This window comes from Bacillus sp. CPT56D-587-MTF (assembly GCF_058792335.1).
In genome coordinates this window covers 3404913-3426292 of sequence record NZ_JBYTEF010000001.1, presented here as the reverse complement: position 1 = coordinate 3426292, position 21380 = coordinate 3404913, and the positions used below count along the sequence as shown (strand labels likewise).

The 21380-nt window shown below is 36.5% G+C and carries 17 protein-coding genes, 1 pseudogene and 1 riboswitch; all 18 genes and pseudogenes read left to right on the top strand.

What is annotated here, in order from left to right; translation table 11 throughout:
• Window positions 1–29: 29 nt before the first annotated feature.
• Window positions 30–929: a polysaccharide deacetylase family protein gene (locus tag AC3WVZ_RS17560; RefSeq protein ID WP_000868217.1), complete on the top strand. Its 900-nt coding sequence runs from the start codon at window positions 30–32 to the stop codon at window positions 927–929.
• A gap of 86 nt (window positions 930–1015) precedes the next feature.
• On the top strand, window positions 1016–2257 hold the full coding sequence (locus AC3WVZ_RS17555) for a M16 family metallopeptidase (RefSeq protein WP_000592996.1): 1242 nt from the start codon (window positions 1016–1018) through the stop codon (window positions 2255–2257).
• A gap of 133 nt (window positions 2258–2390) precedes the next feature.
• Window positions 2391–2642 carry a YlmC/YmxH family sporulation protein gene (locus AC3WVZ_RS17550; protein WP_001239759.1) on the top strand — a complete coding sequence of 84 codons (252 nt, stop codon included), beginning with the start codon at window positions 2391–2393 and terminating at the stop codon, window positions 2640–2642.
• 170 nt (window positions 2643–2812) lie between these two features.
• On the top strand, window positions 2813–3715 hold the full coding sequence (gene dpaA, locus AC3WVZ_RS17545) for a dipicolinic acid synthetase subunit A (protein ID WP_000954739.1): 903 nt from the start codon (window positions 2813–2815) through the stop codon (window positions 3713–3715).
• Window positions 3712–4311: a dipicolinate synthase subunit B gene (dpaB, locus tag AC3WVZ_RS17540; RefSeq protein WP_000053596.1), complete on the top strand. Its 600-nt coding sequence runs from the start codon at window positions 3712–3714 to the stop codon at window positions 4309–4311. The genes dpaA and dpaB overlap by 4 nt, the downstream gene beginning before the upstream one ends.
• 150 nt (window positions 4312–4461) lie before the next feature.
• Entirely contained in the window at window positions 4462–5508 is a 1047-nt protein-coding gene (gene asd / locus AC3WVZ_RS17535) for an aspartate-semialdehyde dehydrogenase (RefSeq protein ID WP_000414846.1), read from the top strand.
• Between the two features lie 23 nt (window positions 5509–5531).
• A complete protein-coding gene (gene dapG / locus AC3WVZ_RS17530; RefSeq protein ID WP_000692459.1) occupies window positions 5532–6764 on the top strand; it encodes an aspartate kinase in 1233 nt (410 codons plus the stop codon).
• 11 nt (window positions 6765–6775) lie between these two features.
• Window positions 6776–7654: a 4-hydroxy-tetrahydrodipicolinate synthase gene (gene dapA / locus AC3WVZ_RS17525; RefSeq protein WP_000564763.1), complete on the top strand. Its 879-nt coding sequence runs from the start codon at window positions 6776–6778 to the stop codon at window positions 7652–7654.
• Between the two features lie 736 nt (window positions 7655–8390).
• Window positions 8391–10061, top strand: coding sequence for a ribonuclease J (locus tag AC3WVZ_RS17520; protein ID WP_000823096.1), 1671 nt, complete (start codon window positions 8391–8393; stop codon window positions 10059–10061).
• A 126-nt stretch (window positions 10062–10187) separates the two neighbouring features.
• Window positions 10188–11557 (top strand): annotated as a pseudogene (locus AC3WVZ_RS17515) (IS1182-like element ISBth7 family transposase); the annotation flags it as partial.
• Window positions 11558–11658: 101 nt separating this feature from the next.
• The gene (gene tepA / locus AC3WVZ_RS17510) at window positions 11659–12408 is read left to right on the top strand and encodes a translocation-enhancing protein TepA (protein WP_000139806.1); all 750 of its coding nucleotides are present in this window, start codon (window positions 11659–11661) and stop codon (window positions 12406–12408) included.
• Window positions 12405–12608: a YlzJ-like family protein gene (locus AC3WVZ_RS17505; RefSeq protein ID WP_000605036.1), complete on the top strand. Its 204-nt coding sequence runs from the start codon at window positions 12405–12407 to the stop codon at window positions 12606–12608. Before tepA ends, AC3WVZ_RS17505 begins: the two co-directional genes overlap by 4 nt.
• A 212-nt stretch (window positions 12609–12820) precedes the next feature.
• A complete protein-coding gene (locus AC3WVZ_RS17500; protein ID WP_233935212.1) occupies window positions 12821–15202 on the top strand; it encodes a DNA translocase FtsK in 2382 nt (793 codons plus the stop codon).
• 203 nt (window positions 15203–15405) lie between these two features.
• Window positions 15406–15507: riboswitch (purine riboswitch) on the top strand.
• A 232-nt stretch (window positions 15508–15739) separates the two neighbouring features.
• Window positions 15740–16465 (top strand): GntR family transcriptional regulator, encoded by a 726-nt coding sequence (locus tag AC3WVZ_RS17495; RefSeq protein WP_000114182.1) that lies wholly within the window; start codon window positions 15740–15742, stop codon window positions 16463–16465.
• Between the two features lie 88 nt (window positions 16466–16553).
• Complete coding sequence (locus tag AC3WVZ_RS17490; RefSeq protein WP_000725771.1) at window positions 16554–17639, top strand: BMP family lipoprotein; 1086 nt, start codon at window positions 16554–16556, stop codon at window positions 17637–17639.
• 117 nt (window positions 17640–17756) lie between these two features.
• Window positions 17757–19289 carry an ABC transporter ATP-binding protein gene (locus AC3WVZ_RS17485; protein ID WP_233935210.1) on the top strand — a complete coding sequence of 511 codons (1533 nt, stop codon included), beginning with the start codon at window positions 17757–17759 and terminating at the stop codon, window positions 19287–19289.
• Window positions 19282–20340 (top strand): ABC transporter permease, encoded by a 1059-nt coding sequence (locus AC3WVZ_RS17480; RefSeq protein WP_001085254.1) that lies wholly within the window; start codon window positions 19282–19284, stop codon window positions 20338–20340. Before AC3WVZ_RS17485 ends, AC3WVZ_RS17480 begins: the two co-directional genes overlap by 8 nt.
• A complete protein-coding gene (locus AC3WVZ_RS17475; protein WP_000008856.1) occupies window positions 20341–21300 on the top strand; it encodes an ABC transporter permease in 960 nt (319 codons plus the stop codon). It abuts the gene before it with no gap.
• Window positions 21301–21380: the final 80 nt, after the last annotated feature.

The window sequence follows — 21380 nt, the reverse complement described above, 5'->3', positions numbered from 1 at the left end:
TTTTATATAGTTAATTTGGGAGGGTTTATATGAAAGTTCGTATATTGGCATACATATGTATATTTTCTTTATATGTCAGTTTAGGCTCTTATTCTGTTTTTGCACAAGATAACTTGCATGAAGAAATTCAAAAGCATGCAAAAAAGTATGAGATTGCACCTCAAAATGCGATGATTGATAAAATATGGAAGGCAACACCTGGATATAATGGAAGACAAGTGGATATTGAAGCATCGTATAATAATATGAAGAAGCTAAAGGAATTTGATCAAAAATATCTTGAATTCAAAGAAGTCTCACCGAGTGTTCATTTAGAAGATTTATCACCCGCTCCAATTTATAGAGGCCATCCAAATAAAAAGATGGTAGGATTAACAATAAATGTGGCATGGGGAAATGAGTATTTGCCTCGCATATTAGAGATATTGAAAAAGCATGATGTGAAGGCCACTTTCTTTTTAGAAGGACGTTGGGTGAAAGAAAATTTACGATTTGCAAAAATGATTGTCGATGCAAATCAAGAAGTCGGAAATCATTCTTATACGCACCCTAATATGAAAACGCTATCGTCTGATGAAATACGAGAGCAGTTACAAAAAACAAATCGAATGATAGAAGTAGTAACGAATCAAAAAGTAAGATGGTTTGCCCCGCCGAGTGGAAGTTTTCGGGATGAAGTCGTGAAAATCGCTGATGATTTCCAAATGGGAACGATTATGTGGACTGTCGATACAATCGATTGGAAGCGACCTGAGCCAGATGTACTATTGCAGAGAGTAATGAGAAAAATACACCCAGGTGCTATCGTATTAATGCATCCTACTTCGTCAACGGCAGAAGCATTAGATACAATGATTAAAAAATTGAAGGAACAAGGATATAAAGTGGGGAATATAACAGAATTACTGGATGAAAAACGTGTGGATTAAATACATTTGCATGACATTCATCCTTAAACTTGTTATCATTAAATAATAGCACTTATTTAGAGAAACTGGCAGTAGGAGGAAAGTTTTTGATTAAAAAATATACTTGTAAAAATGGTGTAAGAATAGTTATGGAGAATATACCAACTGTAAGATCGGTTGCGATTGGTATTTGGATCCATGCGGGATCAAGAAATGAAAATGAAAAAAATAACGGGATTTCTCACTTTTTAGAGCATATGTTCTTTAAAGGGACAGAAACACGTAGTGCACGAGAGATTGCAGAATCATTTGATAGCATTGGTGGTCAAGTGAATGCATTTACTTCAAAAGAATATACATGTTACTATGCAAAAGTATTAGATGAGCATGCTAAATATGCTTTAGATGTTTTAGCAGACATGTTCTTTAATTCAACATTTGATGAGGAAGAACTGAAAAAAGAGAAGAATGTCGTATGTGAAGAAATTAAAATGTACGAAGATGCTCCAGATGATATTGTGCATGATATGTTAACGAAAGCAACATATGAAACGCATCCACTTGGATATCCTATTTTAGGAACAGAAGAAACGCTTAATACGTTTACAGGTGATACGTTACGTCAATATATAAAAGATCATTACACACCTGAAAATGTAGTTGTATCAATCGCAGGAAATATTGATGAAGCATTTTTACAAACAGTGGAGCAATATTTCGGTAGTTATGAAGGAACAACAAACCGTGAACAAGTACATAGCCCAATTTTCCATTTCAATAAGGTAGCCCGTAAAAAAGAAACGGAACAAGCTCATTTATGTCTAGGATATAAAGGCTTACAAATGGGACACGAAGATATTTATAACTTAATTGTATTAAATAATGTTTTAGGTGGTAGCATGAGTAGCCGTTTATTCCAAGAAGTACGTGAGCAACGTGGATTAGCTTACTCAGTATTTTCTTACCACTCTTCTTATGAAGATACAGGCATGTTAACACTTTACGGTGGAACAGGTAGCCAACAATTAGATACATTGTATGAAACAATGCAAGAAACATTAGAGACATTGAAAAATACAGGTATTACAGAAAAAGAGCTTATGAATAGTAAAGAGCAATTAAAAGGAAACTTAATGTTAAGTTTAGAAAGTACAAATAGCCGTATGAGCCGTAACGGTAAAAATGAATTGCTTCTTCGTAAACATCGTTCACTTGATGAGATTATTGAAAGTGTAAACACTGTAACAAAAGAAAATGTGGACGGATTAATTCGCAATATGTTTACTGACGAGTTCTCTGCGGCACTTATTAGTCCAGACGGAAAACTTCCAAAAGGAATAAAACTATAATCAATTTTTACGATGTATAAAAAATAACCTTCTCTCTTTTTAAATGAGAGAAGGTTATTTTTTTTATACATATAGAATAGGTACTAATTATAGACAATGCAAATGAAAAATTCAGTAGGGGAGTGGAGTGTGTATGCGATTAAGTGAATTAAGTGGTAAAGAGGTTGTAGATATAGAAAAAGCGGAAAAAATGGGAGTCTTAGGTTATATGGATTTAGAGATTAATGAGAAAGACGGGCAAATACAAACACTTATAATACCTGTAGGGAAGTGGGGAGGTTTTAAAAAGGAACCACAAGAAGTAAGGGTGGCATGGAGTCAAATAAAGAAAGTCGGACACGATATGCTTCTTTGTGATAGTATAGATCGTTCAAATTCGGAGTGAAGGATGGCCATTTTGGTCATCTTTTTTTGTATCTACATAGAAACCTGATAAATCATATGTGCATTTGGATTTTCAATCACCATAAACTCGTACATTACATATGATGTGGAGGAAAAAGAAAAAGTAGGCACTTTTCTTATAAATGACAGAAAAAGAAGGTGAATTAGGGAATGTTGACTGAGATGCATATTGCTGTCATAGGAGGAGATGCAAGGCAGCTAGAAGTAATTCGTAAGCTAGTTGAATTGGATGCGAAACTTTCTTTGATAGGTTTTGATCAGTTAGATCATGGTTTCACAGGGGCAGCAAAGGAAAGTATACAAAATTTAGATTTCACTTCTGTAGACGCAATTATTTTGCCGGTTGCCGGTACAAATGCCAAAGGAGAAGTAGATACTATTTTTTCAAATGAAAAAGTTTCAATAACGAAAGAACAAATTGAAAATACACCAGAACACTTTACTATATATTCAGGTATTGGTACACCTTACTTGGAAAATCTCGTATCTACTACGAACCGAAAACTTGTTAAATTATTTGATCGTGATGATGTAGCAATATACAATTCTATTCCAACGGTAGAAGGTACATTAATGATGGTAATTCAACATACCGACTATACAATTCATGGGTCCAATGTAATGGTTCTAGGATTTGGTAGAACAGGAATGAGTGTTGCGAGAGCATTTCAATCATTAGGAGCCCATGTCAAAGTTGGAGCAAGACGATCTGAACATATTGCACGTATTACAGAAATGATGTTTTCTCCTTTTCATATGCAAGACATAGAGAAAAAAGTAGGAAATATCGATATTGTAATTAATACGATTCCGCACCTCGTTGTAACAGCGAATGTTATTGCAAAAATGCCAGCTCATACGTTAGTGATTGATTTAGCTTCTAAACCAGGCGGTACCGACTTTAGATATGCAGAAAAAAGAGGAGTCAAAGCATTGCTAGCACCTGGATTACCAGGTATTGTTGCCCCAAAAACGGCTGGGCAAATCTTAGCAAATGTTCTTTCTCAGTTATTAGCAGCAGATGCAATCGCAAAGGAGGAGGAAAAGAAATGAGTTTGAAGGGGAAACGAATTGGTTTCGGATTTACAGGTTCACATTGTACGTATGAGGAAGTTATGCCGCACTTAGAAAAATTAATTGCTGAAGGAGCAGAAGTACGTCCTGTTGTTTCATACACTGTTCAATCAACAAATACTAGATTTGGAGAAGGAGCAGAGTGGATTAAGAAGATTGAAGAAATAACAGGTTTTAAAGCAATTAATTCAATTGTTGGAGCAGAGCCACTTGGACCTAAAATTCCATTAGACTGCATGGTAATCGCTCCTTTAACAGGAAATTCTATGAGTAAATTTGCAAATGCAATGACAGATTCTCCAGTACTAATGGCAGCAAAAGCGACGCTAAGAAATGGCAAGCCTGTCGTATTGGCAGTTTCGACGAATGATGCTTTAGGATTAAATGGGGTAAATCTCATGCGCCTAATGGCAACAAAAAACATCTACTTCGTCCCATTCGGGCAAGATGCACCAGAGAAAAAACCGAACTCAATGGTAGCTCGCATGGAGTTGCTTGAAGATACAGTGTTAGAAGCGCTGCAAGGGAAGCAATTGCAACCGGTTGTCGTAGAAAAATTCAGATATATGAATTAAAAAACGAAAAAAAACGGACAATTTTTGATGAAACCATCATTCTTACTGTAGAATATGATAAAATTAACGTTATTAAGATTAGAAGGGGTATTGTATACTCCTTCTGATTCTAAGTTATAGAAGGATTGGTATCTAGAAAGGGGCATAGTGATGGAAAAGCAAAAAACTTTTCATGTCGCTGTAGTTGGAGCAACCGGCGCAGTTGGTGAACAAATGTTAAATACTTTAGAGAAACGAGAATTTCCAATCGGGAAATTAACGTTACTTTCATCTAAACGATCTGCAGGTAAGAAACTTGTATTTAAAGGCGAAGAATTTACAGTTCAAGAGGCAACTCCTGAAAGCTTTGAAGGAGTAGATATTGCACTATTTAGTGCTGGTGGATCTGTATCGAAACAATTAGCGCCAGAAGCAGCAAAACGCGGTGCGATTGTTGTTGATAATACAAGTGCATTCCGTATGACAGAAAACGTGCCACTTGTTGTACCTGAAGTAAATGAAAACGACTTAAAAGAACATAATGGTATTATTGCAAATCCAAACTGTTCTACAATTCAAATGGTAGTAGCTCTTGAGCCAGTTCGTCAGCAATATGGTTTAAAACGAGTAATCGTTTCTACATATCAAGCTGTATCAGGTGCTGGTGCGGCAGCTATTGAAGAACTGCATGAACAATCACAAGCAATCTTAAATGGCGAAGAAGTTAAGGCAAATGTTCTTCCTGTATCAGGTGATAAGAAGCATTTCCCAATTGCTTTTAATGCGATTCCACAGATTGATAAATTCCAAGATAATGGATTTACGTTTGAAGAAATGAAAATGATTAACGAAACGAAAAAAATTATGCATATGCCTGAATTAGAAGTAGCGGCAACATGTGTACGTTTACCAGTTGTATCAGGACACTCTGAGTCTGTTTACATCGAAGTAGAAAAAGAAGGCGTAACAGTAGCAGAATTAAAGAGCTTACTTGCAAATGCGGAAGGTATTGTTCTACAAGATAATCCAGAAGAGCAGTTATATCCAATGCCAGCTACTGCAGTAGGTAAAAACGAAGTATTCGTTGGAAGAATCCGTAAAGATTTAAATAACGATAAAGGATTCCATCTTTGGGTCGTATCTGATAACTTATTAAAAGGCGCTGCATGGAATTCTGTTCAAATTGCAGAGCGCTTAGTAAAATTACAATTAGTGTAAACGGCTAAGAGAAGGTGCAAAATATGAAAATAATTGTTCAAAAATTTGGTGGCACATCAGTACGTGATGACAATGGACGTAAGCATGCGCTTCATCATATAAAAAAATCATTAGCTGCTGGTTATAAAGTAGTTACTGTCGTATCTGCTATGGGCCGTCAAGGTGAACCATATGCAACGGATACGTTATTAAGTCTTGTAAATCAAGAGGAATCTACTATTTCTAAGCGTGAGCAAGATTTATTATTATCGTGTGGAGAGTTAATCTCTGCAATTGTTTTCTCTAATATGTTGAATGAGAACGGTATAAAAGCAGCAGCATTAAATGGTGCACAAGCTGGTTTTGTAACGAATGATGACTTTACGAATGCAAAGATTATTGAAATGAATTGCGATCGTATACATGAAGAGTTAGAAAATGTAGATGTAATTGTCGTTACAGGATTTCAAGGACAAACGAAAAAAGGTGATACGACAACACTTGGACGCGGAGGTAGTGATACTTCAGCTTCAGCATTAGGTGTTGCACTTCATGCTGAATACATCGATATATTCACTGATGTAGAAGGTGTTATGACTGCGGATCCTCGTATTGTAAAAGATGCACGTCATCTTCAAACTGTAACGTATAACGAAATTTGTAACATGGCTTATCAAGGTGCGAAAGTCGTTCATCCACGTGCAGTTGAAATTGCGATGCATGCAAAAGTGCCACTTCGTGTACGTTCTACGTATTCTGATAGTGAAGGTACGCTTATTTCAGCATATGACGGTGCTACAAGAGGTCGTGATGTAGAAGAACGTCCTGTTACAGGCATTGCCCACGTATCAAACGTAACGCAAATTAAAGTGCTTGCAAAAGAAACGGCATATGATTTGCAACAACATGTGTTTAAAGAGATGGCGAACGAAGGAATAAGTGTTGATTTAATTAATATTTCACCTACTGGCGTAGCATATACGGTGAGTGATAATGTATCAAGTCATGCAGTTAAATTATTACAGAACCTTGGATATGAGCCAATTGTGACAGAACATTGTGCGAAAGTATCTATCGTTGGGGCTGGAATGGCAGGATACCCAGGGGTTACTGCGAAAATCGTTACAGCTTTAGCGGAAAAAGGTATTCAAATCCTGCAATCGGCAGATAGTCATACAACAATTTGGGTTCTTGTAAAAGAAACTGATTTAGTGGAGGCTGTAAATGCATTACATAGTGCGTTTGAGCTTTCAAAAGAAAAGCAACTGGAACAATAAGGAGTGAGACCATGATAGATTTTGGGACAATTGCAACCGCGATGGTAACACCGTTTGATATAAACGGGAATATCGATTTTGCAAAGACAACGAAATTGGTAAATTATTTAATTGATAACGGTACAACAGCAATCGTGGTAGGAGGAACGACAGGAGAATCTCCTACATTAACTTCAGAAGAGAAAGTAGCGTTATATCGCCATGTCGTATCTGTTGTCGATAAAAGAGTGCCCGTAATCGCTGGAACAGGTAGCAATAATACGCATGCTTCTATTGACTTAACTAAAAAGGCAACAGAAGTTGGTGTGGATGCAGTAATGCTAGTAGCACCGTATTATAACAAACCGAGTCAAGAAGGAATGTATCAGCATTTTAAAGCAATTGCTGAAAGCACGCCGCTTCCGGTTATGCTATATAACGTTCCAGGACGATCTATTGTACAAATCTCCGTTGATACAGTTGTTCGTTTATCAGAAATAGAAAACATTGTTGCTATTAAAGATGCCGGCGGCGATGTGTTAACAATGACAGAAATCATTGAAAAAACAGCGGACGACTTTGCGGTATACAGCGGTGATGACGGTTTAACGTTACCAGCTATGGCAGTTGGAGCGAAAGGTATCGTTTCGGTAGCCTCTCATGTTATCGGAAACGAAATGCAAGAAATGATTACAGCATTTCAAGCAGGAGAATTTAAGAAGGCACAAAAATTACATCAATTACTTGTAAGAGTAACTGATTCATTATTTATGGCGCCAAGTCCAACTCCAGTAAAAACAGCGTTACAAATGGTTGGATTAGATGTAGGTTCTGTACGTTTACCACTTCTTCCATTAACAGAAGAAGAAAGAGTAACGTTACAATCTGTAATGCAATCTATCCCTCGTTAATAAAAAATGACCTAGTGTAGAACTAGGTCATTTTTTATTATATGCAAATCTTTTCCTCTTTTTCTTACTTATATGTGTTCTTATAAGAATATTAATCGCTTCTTCATTATGTGTATAAGAAAATAATCGTACCCCTTTAACTGAGTCAAAAAATGATAGATATTATGGCATAAACGTAATAAACTACGGTGTCTGTTTTTAGAGAAATCCCCTCAAATGTGACGTAATTCATAAAAAAACTCCATTTTGTAAGTGTTTTTGTTGGATTCTAGAAAAATAAATCTTGAAACTCCCTATTATGAAATGAATTTAGCGTATGTATGGCTAGTTCTTCAAAATAATATGGAGTATAAAATCGGAGTAAATATAAAGGAAATACGTTCGATACTTTTGTTGTCATTCCGTTCTTTTCCTCTTTCTTTCGCACGATTTAACTTGTGTTCTATTTCTTGTATCAGGTATAATATGGCTAAGTAGCTTAGTACGGGTATGCTTAGCAAAATTGGGAAAAATTATAATTTAATTAAATTTTCATATCATATCGAATAAGATATTTGATTTATATAATGAAAGAGAGGTGAAACCTGGTTTAAAAAATAAACAAGGACATGATATCGCATAACGGTAAGGACATTCGTCTTGGACGGTGAAAATATGGTGGTTGTAGAGTTTCCCCTGGTGTCTCTGCAATTTTAGTGAAATCAGTGTTTGCAAGATTTTTAAACCAGGCAACAACATGAAGAGAAAAGAGAATGAGTCTGTTAAAGTATTTGCTCTTGGTGGAGTAGGTGAAATCGGGAAAAACATGTACTGTGTTGAAATTGATTCTGAAATCTTTATCGTAGATGCAGGGTTAATGTTCCCGGGAGATGAAATGTTTGGAATTGATATCGTTATTCCTGATATTACATATTTAGTGGAAAATCAAGAGCGAGTAAAAGGTTTATTTATTACTCACGGTCATGAAGATCATATTGGTGGAATTGTGTATGTACTTCGTAAATTATCTATTCCAGTCTATGCAACGAAATTAACAGTAGGACTTATACAAGAAAAACTTGGTGAAGCGGGCATGTTAGGCCGTGTAGACCTAAAAACAATCGATTCAAATTCAACAGTAGAATTTAACACTACAACGGTGTCATTCTTCGGAACGACACATAGTATTCCGGATTCTGTTGGCGTTTGTTTCCATACATCAAAAGGTGCAGTCGTATATACGGGAGACTTTAAATTCGATCAAACTCCAATTGGAAATAGTGGAGCAGACCTTGGTAAAATGGCACAAATCGGAAATGAAGGCGTACTTTGCTTATTATCTGATAGTACAAACGCAGAGCGCCCAGGCTATACAGGTTCAGAAAAAGAAGTTGGTGTAGAAATCTCTAAAGTGTTCTACGGCGCAGAAGGTCGCATTATCGTTGCTTCATTTGCATCGAATGTACATCGTATTCAACAAGTATTTGATGCAGCTGCTGAAACAGGGCGAAAAGTAGCAGTAGTAGGACGTAGTATGGTGAAAGTAGTAGACATTGCAAGACGTCTTGGTTATTTAGATGTTCCAGAAGGTATGGTTATTTCATTACAAGAAGTAGACAACTTCCCAGAGAAAAAGGTAGCTATTTTAACGACAGGTAGTCAAGGTGAACCGATGGCTGCTCTATCTAGAATGGCAAAACAAGCGCATAAGCAAATTTCAATTCGTAAAGGTGATACTGTTATCATTGCTGCTTCGCCAATTCCGGGTAATGAAATATCTGTATCAAAAATTATTGATTTGTTATTTAGAGCTGGAGCTGAAGTTGTTTATTACGGCGAACGAAAAGTTCACGTGTCAGGTCACGGTAGCCAAGAAGAATTAAAATTAATGTTAAATTTAATGAAACCAAAGTACTTTGTACCCGTACATGGTGAGTTCCGTATGCAAAAAGCACATGCATATTTAGCTGAAGATGTAGGTATTACAAGAGAAAATATCTTTATCGTAGAAAAAGGCGATGTAATTGCTTTTGGTGACGATGAAGCAAACTTAGTCGGTAAAGTACAAGCTGGTAATGTTTTAATTGATGGATTAGGTGTAGGTGACGTTGGTAATATCGTTCTTCGAGATAGAAAGATGTTATCTCAAGATGGAATACTAGTAGTTGTTGTAACGCTTGGTAAAGATGAAAAGAAAATTATCTCTGGCCCAGAAATCATTTCACGTGGTTTCGTATATGTTCGTGAATCAGAAGCGTTAATTGAACGATCTACAGAGATTGTACGTATGATTGTTGAGCAGTCAATTAAAGAATATTCAATTGAATGGTCAATGTTAAAACAAAATATTCGTGAATTATTAGGACAGTTCTTGTACGAAGAGACAAAGAGAAAACCTATGATTTTACCGATTATTATGGAAGTATAAAAAGATCACCCTTATGGGTGATCTTTTTCAGGCTGTGGAGAAAGTCTTCTCCACAGCCTGTTTTTGTGTCTGAACCTCTTTTTATGTGTCAACACTGATAAAAAAGAGGAAAAGGAGAGATTTTTTATGATGGGTGCTTTAAAAAATCATCGTGATGAGCGTGTATCTGTTTCTGTAGAAGAGTTGGTTCCACAAGAACATTTCCTTCGTGCAATTGAAGCGACAATTAGTTTTGATTTTATTGAAGAGAAGTTACGCCCTTATTACTGTGAAAACAATGGACGCCCGTCCATTCATCCTATTGTTTTATTTAAGATGATGTTTATTGGATATTTTTACGGTATTCGTTCTGAGCGTCAATTGGAAAAGGAAATTAAAACGAATATTGCCTACCGTTGGTTTTTAGGGTTTTCTCTATCGGATACTATTCCGGATCACTCTACAATCAGTTGGAATCGTCGTACTCGTTTTATTCATACAAATATTTTCGAAGAAATTTTTGATGAGATTGTGAGACAAGCGACGGAGCACCGGATGGTAGGAGGACGTGCACTGATGACAGATTCTACACATATTAAGGCCAATGCCAATAAAAATAAATTTGTACATAAATATAAAAAAGAAAAAGCAAAGTTTTATATAGACGAGCTAGAAGCTGCGGTAATCGAAGATCGTGAGGTACATGGAAAAAAGAATTAAAACCTAGAAAGGAAAGTGATACCCCTACCAAAAAAACTCGTATAAGTACAACGGATCCAGATAGTGGATTTTTAATGAGAGATGGAAAACCAAATGGTTTTCATTTCTTGGATCATCGTACGACTGATGCGAAGTACAATATTATTACAGATACCTATGTAACGGCTGGAAATATGGCAGATTCCGAGCCGTATTTAGCACGCCTCCAAGCTCAGATTGATAAATTCGACTTCAAAGTAGAAGCTGTTGCCCTTGATGCTGGCTATTTTACAGGATATATCTGTAAGAAACTATCAGAACGGAATATATTTATGGTGATGGGGTATCGCCGATTTGGAAAACGGAATAAAGAAGTACCGAAAAGCCAATTTAAATATGTAGAAGAAATGAATGTTTTCGCTTGTCCGATGGGATGTATTCTAGAATATGTAACAACTGATCGTGAAGGATACCGTCAATACAAATCGAATCCAGAAGACTGCGCTGTTTGTCCGTTACGTGAGGTGTGCTTTTCAAAGAAACAAAAACAAAAAGTTATCACTCATCATGTGTGGGAGAAATATAAGGATATTGCTAGAAAAAACAAGCTAACAGCTACAGGGAAAAGGTTGTATAAAGTACGCTGTTCCACTATAGAGCGAAGCTTTGCAGACGCCAAAGAACTACATGGCTACCGCTATGCCCGGTTTCGAGGGCTGAAGTCTGTCCAAATGCAAGCTTATCTCACCGCAGCTTGTCAAAACATGAAAAAAATAGCCCTCCACCTGACCAAAAAGGGTCAGGTGGAGGGCTATTTTTTAAAATTCTATTATTTTATGTTGTTTTTCTTTTTAACCCTATCGAATGAAATTTATAACTTAAGAAATAATAGTTATATACGAGTGAAAGGGGATGCGAAATGACAGAACGTGATCGATATACAAATGAAGAAAAAGAAGCTGAGCCAAAAGAAGCTGGAAAAGAGGCTTCAATAGTTGAAAAAATTCAACAGCTTGGACAGACAAATGTACCACAGATGAATGAATCACGTATTCATTGTTTAACGATTATCGGACAAGTGGAAGGTCATGTTCAATTACCACCGCAAAATAAAACAACAAAATATGAGCATATCATTCCGCAAATTGTTGCGATTGAACAAAATCCGAAAATTGAAGGTTTGCTTTTAATATTAAATACAGTTGGAGGTGACGTTGAAGCTGGGCTAGCAATTTCTGAAATGGTAGCTTCACTTTCAAAACCAACAGTATCTCTAGTTTTAGGTGGGGGACATTCCATCGGTGTACCGATTGCTGTTTCTACTGACTATTCGTTTATTGCGGAAACTGCGACGATGACAATTCATCCAATTCGTTTAACAGGTCTTGTCATAGGTGTGCCACAAACATTTGAGTATTTGGATAAGATGCAAGAAAGAGTCATTCGTTTTGTGACGAAGCACTCGAAAGTAACAGAAGATCGTTTTAAAGAGCTTATGTTTGCGAAAGGAAATTTAACGCGAGATATTGGGACGAATGTAATTGGTGGGGATGCAGTAAAGTACGGTCTTATAGATGATGTCGGCGGTATTGGAAATGCGATTCGAAAATTAAACGAATTAATAGATGTTCGTGCGGAAGATAGTACAGAAGGGACAATGCTACAATGATTTTATATACAATTATGCCAGAGCAACTTGTGTATCCGGTCGATTATTCACAATGTGAAAGTCAAAAAGTTGTAAATATAAATGGTGTGGAATTAATGGTTTCTGAAGAGGAACATGGATGTTATTCTATTGTACGTGTGCTAAGTACGGACCCACTTCACTATTTAGAGTTTGAGCCCGGTCAGAAAATAACCTTTTAGCAAAAAGAAGGATTTTGTTTAGAAGCTATGGTATAATATAAAAAACAAGACGGTTGAGCAGCCATGAGTAGGCTGCTTTCTTCTGTTTATTTAGCATTTTACAAGAAGTGTAAAAATAGAAGATATAAAGACCAGAAAAATAGAGAAAACAGACATATAAATAGAGCGTTTTGAAGGGAGCTTTACTTATATGTAGAACACGAGGTGAAGAAATGGCAAAACAAAAGCAAAGAGGGACGAAGGCAAAGGCAAGACGTACGATAAAGCCAACTTTGTATTATGAAATCGTCGGTTTAACTCTTTTTGCACTTTCAATCATTACGATTTTACAGCTAGGCGTTGTAGGGAAATCGTTTGTGTTATTTTTTCGCTTCTTCTTTGGTGAGTGGTACATAATTGGTGTGTTAGGTGTAATAGCTTTATCGGTTTCCTTTGTTATAAAACGCGGATGGCCGAACCTTTTAAATAAACGATTAATTGGATTTTATTTAATTGTATTGGCGATATTAATGTTTAGTCATATTACATTATTTAACCTTCTTACAAAAGATGGAGCAGTGCAAAATACTTCTGTTATTGTGAGTACGAAAGATAACTTCTTTCTTGAAATGAAAAAGGGGCCAGATAGCGTTCATTTAGGTGGTGGTATGTTTGGTGCGCTTATGTTCGCAACATGTTACTTCTTATTTGACGAAGTAGGAGCTTATATCATTGGTATTATTCTAGTTATTCTCGGTATACTTTGTATAACAAATAAGCATATTGGAGAAGTGTTAGCTCCAGTTGGTAGAATTCTTAGAAGTCAGTTTCAAGTGATGCAAGGGGATTATAAAGATTGGAGAGCCAAAAGAACGGCTGAACAAACAGAAAAGAAAAAAACAACAAGAAGCACAAGAAGCAAACGTGCTGCAGAACAAGAAGAAATTATTGAGCCGATGGAAGAAATCTCAATTGATCCTCCGATTATTTCGAATTTCACTGAGAATTATCCTGTAAATGAAGAAGAGGATAAACGAATCGAAGTAGAGCAAGAAGAGTTGATCACTTCACCGTTTATTGAAGAGACTCTGCCAATTGAAGAACCAAAGAAAAAGCGTGGAGAAAAAATTGTTGAATCGTTAGAGAGTGAAGCGCAAGCACCTCCTATGCAATTTTCAAATGTAGAAAATAAAGATTACAAGCTTCCTTCACTTGATATATTAAAATTTCCAAAGAATAAGCAAGTTACAAATGAAAATGCGGAAATTTATGAGAATGCTCGTAAATTAGAACGTACATTCCAAAGTTTCGGAGTGAAAGCGAAAGTAACAAAAGTGCATAGAGGTCCTGCAGTTACAAAATATGAAGTGTATCCTGATATGGGGGTAAAGGTAAGCAAAATTGTCAGTTTAAGTGATGATTTAGCCCTTGCTTTAGCTGCAAAGGACATTCGTATTGAAGCGCCAATTCCCGGGAAATCAGCTGTAGGGATCGAAGTTCCAAACTCAGAAGTTTCGATGGTAACGCTGAGGGAAGTTCTTGACTCTAAGGCTAATAATCATCCGGAAGAGAAGTTGTTAATTGGTCTTGGCCGAGATATTACAGGTGAAGCTGTATTAGCCCGGCTAAATAAAATGCCTCATTTACTCGTAGCTGGTGCGACAGGTAGCGGGAAAAGTGTATGTATTAACGGTATTATTGTTAGTATTTTAATGCGTGCAAAACCACATGAAGTAAAATTAATGATGATTGACCCGAAAATGGTAGAGCTAAATGTATATAACGGTGTGCCTCATTTGTTAACGCCAGTTGTAACTGATCCGAAAAAAGCATCGCAAGCATTGAAAAAAGTTGTGAGTGAAATGGAACGTCGTTATGAATTGTTTGCTCATAGTGGTACACGTAACATTGAAGGATACAACGATTATATAAAAGAGCATAATAGTCAATCAGAAGCGAAACAACCCGAATTACCTTATATTGTAGTAATTGTGGACGAGTTAGCAGATTTAATGATGGTTGCTTCGTCTGATGTAGAGGATGCGATTATGCGTCTAGCGCAAATGGCTCGTGCTGCTGGTATTCATTTAATTATTGCAACGCAACGTCCGTCAGTTGACGTTATTACGGGTGTTATTAAAGCAAATATTCCATCACGTATTGCATTCGCTGTATCTTCTCAAACAGATTCTCGTACAATTCTTGACGGTGGTGGTGCAGAGAAGCTACTAGGTCGTGGAGACATGCTGTTTATACCAATTGGTGCATCGAAACCTGTACGTGTACAAGGCGCATTTTTATCAGATGATGAAGTTGAGAGAGTCGTAGAATATGTTATTGGACAGCAAAAAGCGCAATATCAAGAAGATATGATTCCGCAAGATGTTCCTGATACGAAGCAGGAAGTAGAAGATGAATTATATGATGAAGCGGTTCAACTTGTAGTGGAAATGCAAACAGCATCTGTTTCTATGTTACAACGTAGGTTTAGAGTAGGTTATACGCGAGCTGCTCGCCTAATTGATGCAATGGAAATGAATGGTGTAGTAGGTCCGTATGAAGGGAGTAAACCGAGAGAAGTACTCATTAATGATGTACAAGAAAAAAGTTCTTAAAAAAAGCCTAATTGTTTTTACAATTAGGCTTTTTTATATAGTGTTTTTGTTATATACTATACTCAGCGATAAAGAAAGGGCTTACATTTAGGGGTGCCCTTTAGAATACGAATACTTTGAGTATGTTTTATGTAAATGTTCGATATTTAATGCGGAAAAATGTTAGATTTTGTTGACACGTATGAGAGCAAGTGGTAAGATTACTTCGAAAAGAATCACTGCCTCATATAATCTTGGAGATAAGGTCCATAAGTTTCTACCTGGCAACCATGAATTGCTAGACTATGAGGGGAAAAGTGTGTAACAAAGGATGTAAAGGATCTTTGTGCCGAACTTTTTCTCGAAATGAGGAATGTTTATGGTGCAAAGTTTTTTTTATGCAATAAAGAGTGAAAATTTTATTTTAAAAAATTATTATTATTTATTCGACAATTACACTTATTTTGGTGTTTAGTCATTTGTACTATGTTGTAAGTTGAAAAAAGAGAAAAGAAGTCTTACATCAGAGGTCGAATAATTGAAATGCGGGGGAGTCTTATGTCAGTAAAATCTGATAGTCGTCACCTATATCTACGGGTGATTGATCACATCAAAGAAAAAATTAAAGATGGCGCTTATAAAGAACGACAAAAGTTACCATCAGAGTTTGATTTAGCGAAAGAACTTGGCGTAAGTAGAGCGACTTTAAGGGAAGCGTTGCGTATTTTAGAAGAAGAAAATGTTGTCATTCGTAGACATGGTGTAGGGACATTTGTAAATGCAAAGCCATTATTTTCTTCTGGAATAGAACAACTTTCTAGTATTACAGATATGATTTCTAGTGTGGGGAAAACACCAGGAACAATCTTTTTATCATCATCTACTACAACTTTAACAGAAGAGGAAAAAGAGAAGTTTAATAGTGAAGATGGTTTTAATGCAGTGATGATTGAACGCGTGCGTACAGCAGATGGGGAACCTGTTGTGTATTGTATCGATAAACTTGCAAAAGAAATATTGCCAGACTTATCGGGTTACAATGAGGAATCATTATTAACGGTGATACATAATAACACGCATAAGCGCATAACATATGCGGTTGCTCACATTGAGCCAATTGGCTATCACCCTAAAATCTCACCAATTTTAGAATGTGAGCCTGAAACAGCACTGCTTGTATTAAAACAAATGCACTATGATCAAAATGATGAGCCAATCTTATATTCTATCAATTACTTTAGAGCTGATAAATTTAGCTTCCACGTATTAAGAAAGCGTATGTAGGTAAATTCCTTTTTAGGGAGGTGACAGCAAGAAGTAAGGAACAGCAGCGTAAGAATAAATATATATCATTTTTGGAGGGGTTTCTAGTATGAAGAAAAAAGCAGGCCTTTTATTATCATTAACTTTAGCAGCAAGTACAGTTTTAGGTGCATGTGGTAACTCGGATAAGGCGAGCAGTGACAAGAAAGACACGAAAGACAATAAAGACTTCAAGGTTGGTCTCGTAACGGATGTTGGGGGCGTTGATGATAAGTCATTTAACCAATCTTCTTGGGAAGGGTTACAAAAGTTTGGTAAAGATAATGGTTTAAAAGAAAAGACAAATTATCGTTACCTTCAGTCTGAAAAAGAAGCTGATTATATTCCGAATTTAAAAAAATTCTCAAAAGATAAATATGATTTAACATTCGGAATTGGTTATAAATTAGAAGGTGCAATTAAAGAAGTAGCAAAAGAATCTTCAAAACAACAATTTGCAATCGTAGATACTGTTGTAGATGCACCGAACGTAACGAGCATTACGTTTAAAGATCATGAAGGATCATTCCTTGTAGGTGCGGTAGCAGCTATGTCAACAAAATCGAATAAAGTAGGATTTGTTGGTGGAATGAAAAGTGATTTAATTAGTAAATTTGAAAATGGATTTAAAGCTGGTGCAAAGGCAGTAAATCCAAACATTGAAATCGTATCTGAATATGCAGAAGCATTCGATAAGCCTGAAAAAGGTACAGTTCTTGCTTCAGCAATGTATGGTCAAGGCGTAGACGTAATTTATCATGCTGCTGGTGGTACAGGTAACGGTGTGTTCACAGAAGCGAAAAACCGTAAGAAAAAAGGTGAAAATGTTTGGGTAATCGGTGTTGACCGTGACCAACATCAAGAAGGTATGCCTGAAAATGTAACATTAACTTCAATGATTAAACGTGTTGATGTAGCAGTAGAAAAAGTAGCTAAAGAAGCAAAAGATGGGAATTTAAAAGGCGGGAAAATTGAAGAGTTTGGCTTAAAAGATGACGGTATTGGTATTTCAAAAACAACTGATAACGTGAAAAAAGTTAACCCTGAAATTTTAACAAAAGTAGAAGAGCTTGAAAAGAAAATTACAGCCGGTGAAATTAAAGTGCCAGCTACAGATAAAGAGTATAAAGAATATGAAGCTTCTCTAAAAAAATAAATAGAGAAATAGCAAAGGTTAGTTCATAGAACTAACCTTTGTATGTATAAAACTTCCGAATTGCTTAATAAGTTAATAGTGTAATAGGGAATGTTCCCTGTTAAAAGGAGGAACACAATGGAATACGTAATTGAGATGAATAACATTACGAAAGTATTCCCAGGCATTGTAGCGAATGATGATATTACGCTGCAAGTAAAGCAGGGTGAGATACATGCTTTACTTGGAGAAAATGGTGCAGGGAAATCCACATTGATGAATGTACTATTTGGTTTGTACCAACCAGAGCAGGGTGAAATTAAAATTAAAGGTAAACCTGTAAAAATCACAAATCCGAATATAGCAAATGACCTTGGTATTGGAATGGTCCATCAACACTTTATGCTTGTTCATAATTTTACAGTTACAGAGAATATTATTCTCGGAAATGAACCGAAGAAAAAAGGGAAAATTGCTGTTGAGGAAGCTGCTAAAGAAATTCAAAAACTGTCTGAACAATACGGTTTATCTGTAGATTCATATGCGAAAATACAGGATATTTCAGTTGGTATGCAGCAGCGTGTTGAGATTTTGAAAACTCTTTACCGCGGTGCAGAAATTTTAATATTTGATGAACCAACAGCTGTGTTAACACCGCAAGAAATTCATGAGCTAATTCAAATTATGAAAAAGCTTGTGCAAGAAGGAAAATCTATTGTTCTTATTACACATAAGTTGAAAGAAATTATGGAAGTTTGCGATCGTTGTACGATTATTCGTAAAGGAAAAGGGATTGGAACGGTTGACGTTGCAAATACGGATGAAAATAAACTTGCAGAATTAATGGTCGGACGTCAAGTGAATTTTAAAACAGAAAAAATAGACGCGAAGCCAAAAGAAGAGGTACTTTCAATTGCAAACCTTGTTGTTCACGATGCACGTCAACTACCTGCTGTAAAAGGCCTTGACTTAACTGTTCGTGCGGGGGAAATTGTTGGGATTGCAGGGATTGATGGAAACGGACAAAGTGAATTAATAGAAGCAATTACTGGTTTACGAAAAGTTGAGTCAGGTTCTATTGCAATTAAAGGAAAAGAAATAACAAATTGGCCTGTTAGAAGAATAACAGAAGAAGGAATTGGTCATATTCCAGAAGATCGTCATAAACACGGACTCGTTCTTGATTTTTCTGTTAGAGATAATATAGTTCTGCAAACGTATTATAAAAATCCATTTTCAAAGAAAGGGATTTTAAATTTCAGCAAAATTACAGAAAAAGCAAAGGCTCTTATTGAACAGTTTGATGTGCGTACACCTAGTGAGCAAACGTTAGCACGCGCTCTATCTGGGGGGAATCAACAAAAAGCAATTATTGCACGTGAAGTAGACCGAAATCCAGATTTATTAATTGCGGCACAGCCAACACGTGGTTTAGATGTAGGAGCAATTGAATTTATTCATAAGAGATTAATAGAGCAAAGGGATAAAGGAAAAGGTGTATTACTTTTATCATTAGAATTAGATGAAATCTTAAATGTTAGCGATCGAATTGCTGTTATTTATGAAGGGGAAATTGTAGCAATAGTTGATGCGAAAGAAACGAATGAACAACAGCTTGGATTGTTAATGGCTGGAGGAACAAAGAAGGAGCAGGTGGGTACAAATGGCTAAAAAGCTTTTAACAGAACGAACGATAAATATTTTAGTCCCAGTACTATCCGTTATTTTCGGCTTACTTGTAGGAGCGATTGTAATGCTAGTTAGTGGCTATGATCCAATTGTTGGTTATAGTGCACTTTGGACAGGAATGTTCGGCAGCGCAAGTGCGATTGGTGAAACGCTTCGTACAATGATACCGCTTATTCTTGCTGGCTTATCGGTGGCGTTTGCATTTCGTACAGGTTTATTTAATATCGGGGTAGAGGGTCAATTGTTAGTTGGTTGGCTTGCAGCGGTTTGGTTCGGTTATGCAGTCTCACTACCAGCTTTCCTTCATATTCCATTATCTATTTTATTTGCAGCATTGGTGGGCGGAATTTGGGGCTTCATTCCGGGATATTTAAAAGGGAAGTTTCAAGTGAATGAAGTTATTGTAACTATTATGATGAACTATATCGCTTTGTATGTAACGTATGACATCATTAAGCGTTTCTTACATGCGGGTAATGACAAAACGTATGATATTAAAGAGAGTGCGTCACTATCTTCAGACTGGCTTGCTTCTATTACTGATGGTTCACGTCTACACTGGGGAATTATTGTAGCAATTTTAATCGCTATTTTAATGTGGTTCTTATTAGATCGAACAACTTTAGGTTACGAATTAAAGTCAGTAGGATTTAATCAGCATGCTTCTCAATATGCAGGTATGAAAGTTTCTCGTAATGTAGTATTCTCCATGACAATTGCTGGTGCATTTGCGGGGATTGGTGGAGCGATGGAAGGATTAGGGACATTCCAGAGTATGACAGCGATGTCTTCGTTTACAGGAGTAGGATTTGATGGGATTGCCGTAGCATTACTTGGAGGGAATAATCCGTTTGGTATAATCCTTTCAGCTTTATTATTTGGTGGTTTGAAAAGTGCTTCCCCTCAAATGAACTTTGAGGCAGATGTACCGTCAGAGCTTATTAATGTAATTATTGCATGTATCATCTTCTTTGTTGCATGTAGTTATGTGTTAAGATGGGCGCTTACACGCATGAGCAAGGAGGGGAAATAAATGAGCTTTTTAGATATATTAGCCATTCTTGTGACGGGTACGTTATATACATCGGCACCTATCATTTTCACAGCACTAGGTGGTGTATTTAGTGAACGATCGGGTGTTGTAAACATCGGATTAGAAGGACTAATGCTATTTGGTGCATTTATTGGAGTCGTTACAAACTTATTAATGGGTGATACTTGGGGAACGATGACTCCGTGGATTGCGTTACTATTTGCGGCAATTGGTAGTGGATTATTTGCATTACTTCATGCGGTAGCTTCTATTACATTCCGAGCAGATCAAGTTGTAAGTGGTGTAGCCATTAACTTCTTATCTCTTGGTTTAACAGTATTTGCAATTAAGAAGATTTTTGATAAAGGGCAGACTGACTTTATTCAGTATCGTATTGAAAAGATTGATATTCCAGGCCTTTCGGATATTCCGGTTTTAGGGAAAATATTTTTCTCGAACGTACCAATAACGTCATATATTGCCATTATTTTAGCATTCGTTGTTTGGTATGTTATTTATAAAACACCGTTCGGTCTTCGTCTACGTGCTGTTGGTGAACACCCAATGGCAGCGGATACGATGGGGATTAACGTATATAAAATGCGCTATATTGGAGTCTGTATTTCAGGAGTGTTTGCTGGAATTGGTGGAGCGATTTTTGCAATGTCAATTTCTAATAACTTCTCAGGGGCAACTATTACAGGACAAGGTTTCTTAGCTTTAGCTGCTATGATTTTTGGAAAGTGGAATCCACTAGGCGCACTAGGTGCAGCTCTATTCTTTGGTTTTGCGCAATCTCTAAGTGTAACGGGCGGAACAATCCCTGTATTAGATCAAATTCCAAGTGTTTTATTAACGATATTACCATATATATTCACAATATTAGCGCTTGTCGGTTTTGTAGGTCGTTCTGAAGCTCCGAAAGCTTTAGGAACTCCTTATGAAAAAGGAAAACGATAAGTATTTTATAAGTATAAAAAAGCTCGCACATTAGTGTGGGCTTTTTTACATAGAATATATTTAATACGGAATTTTACTAT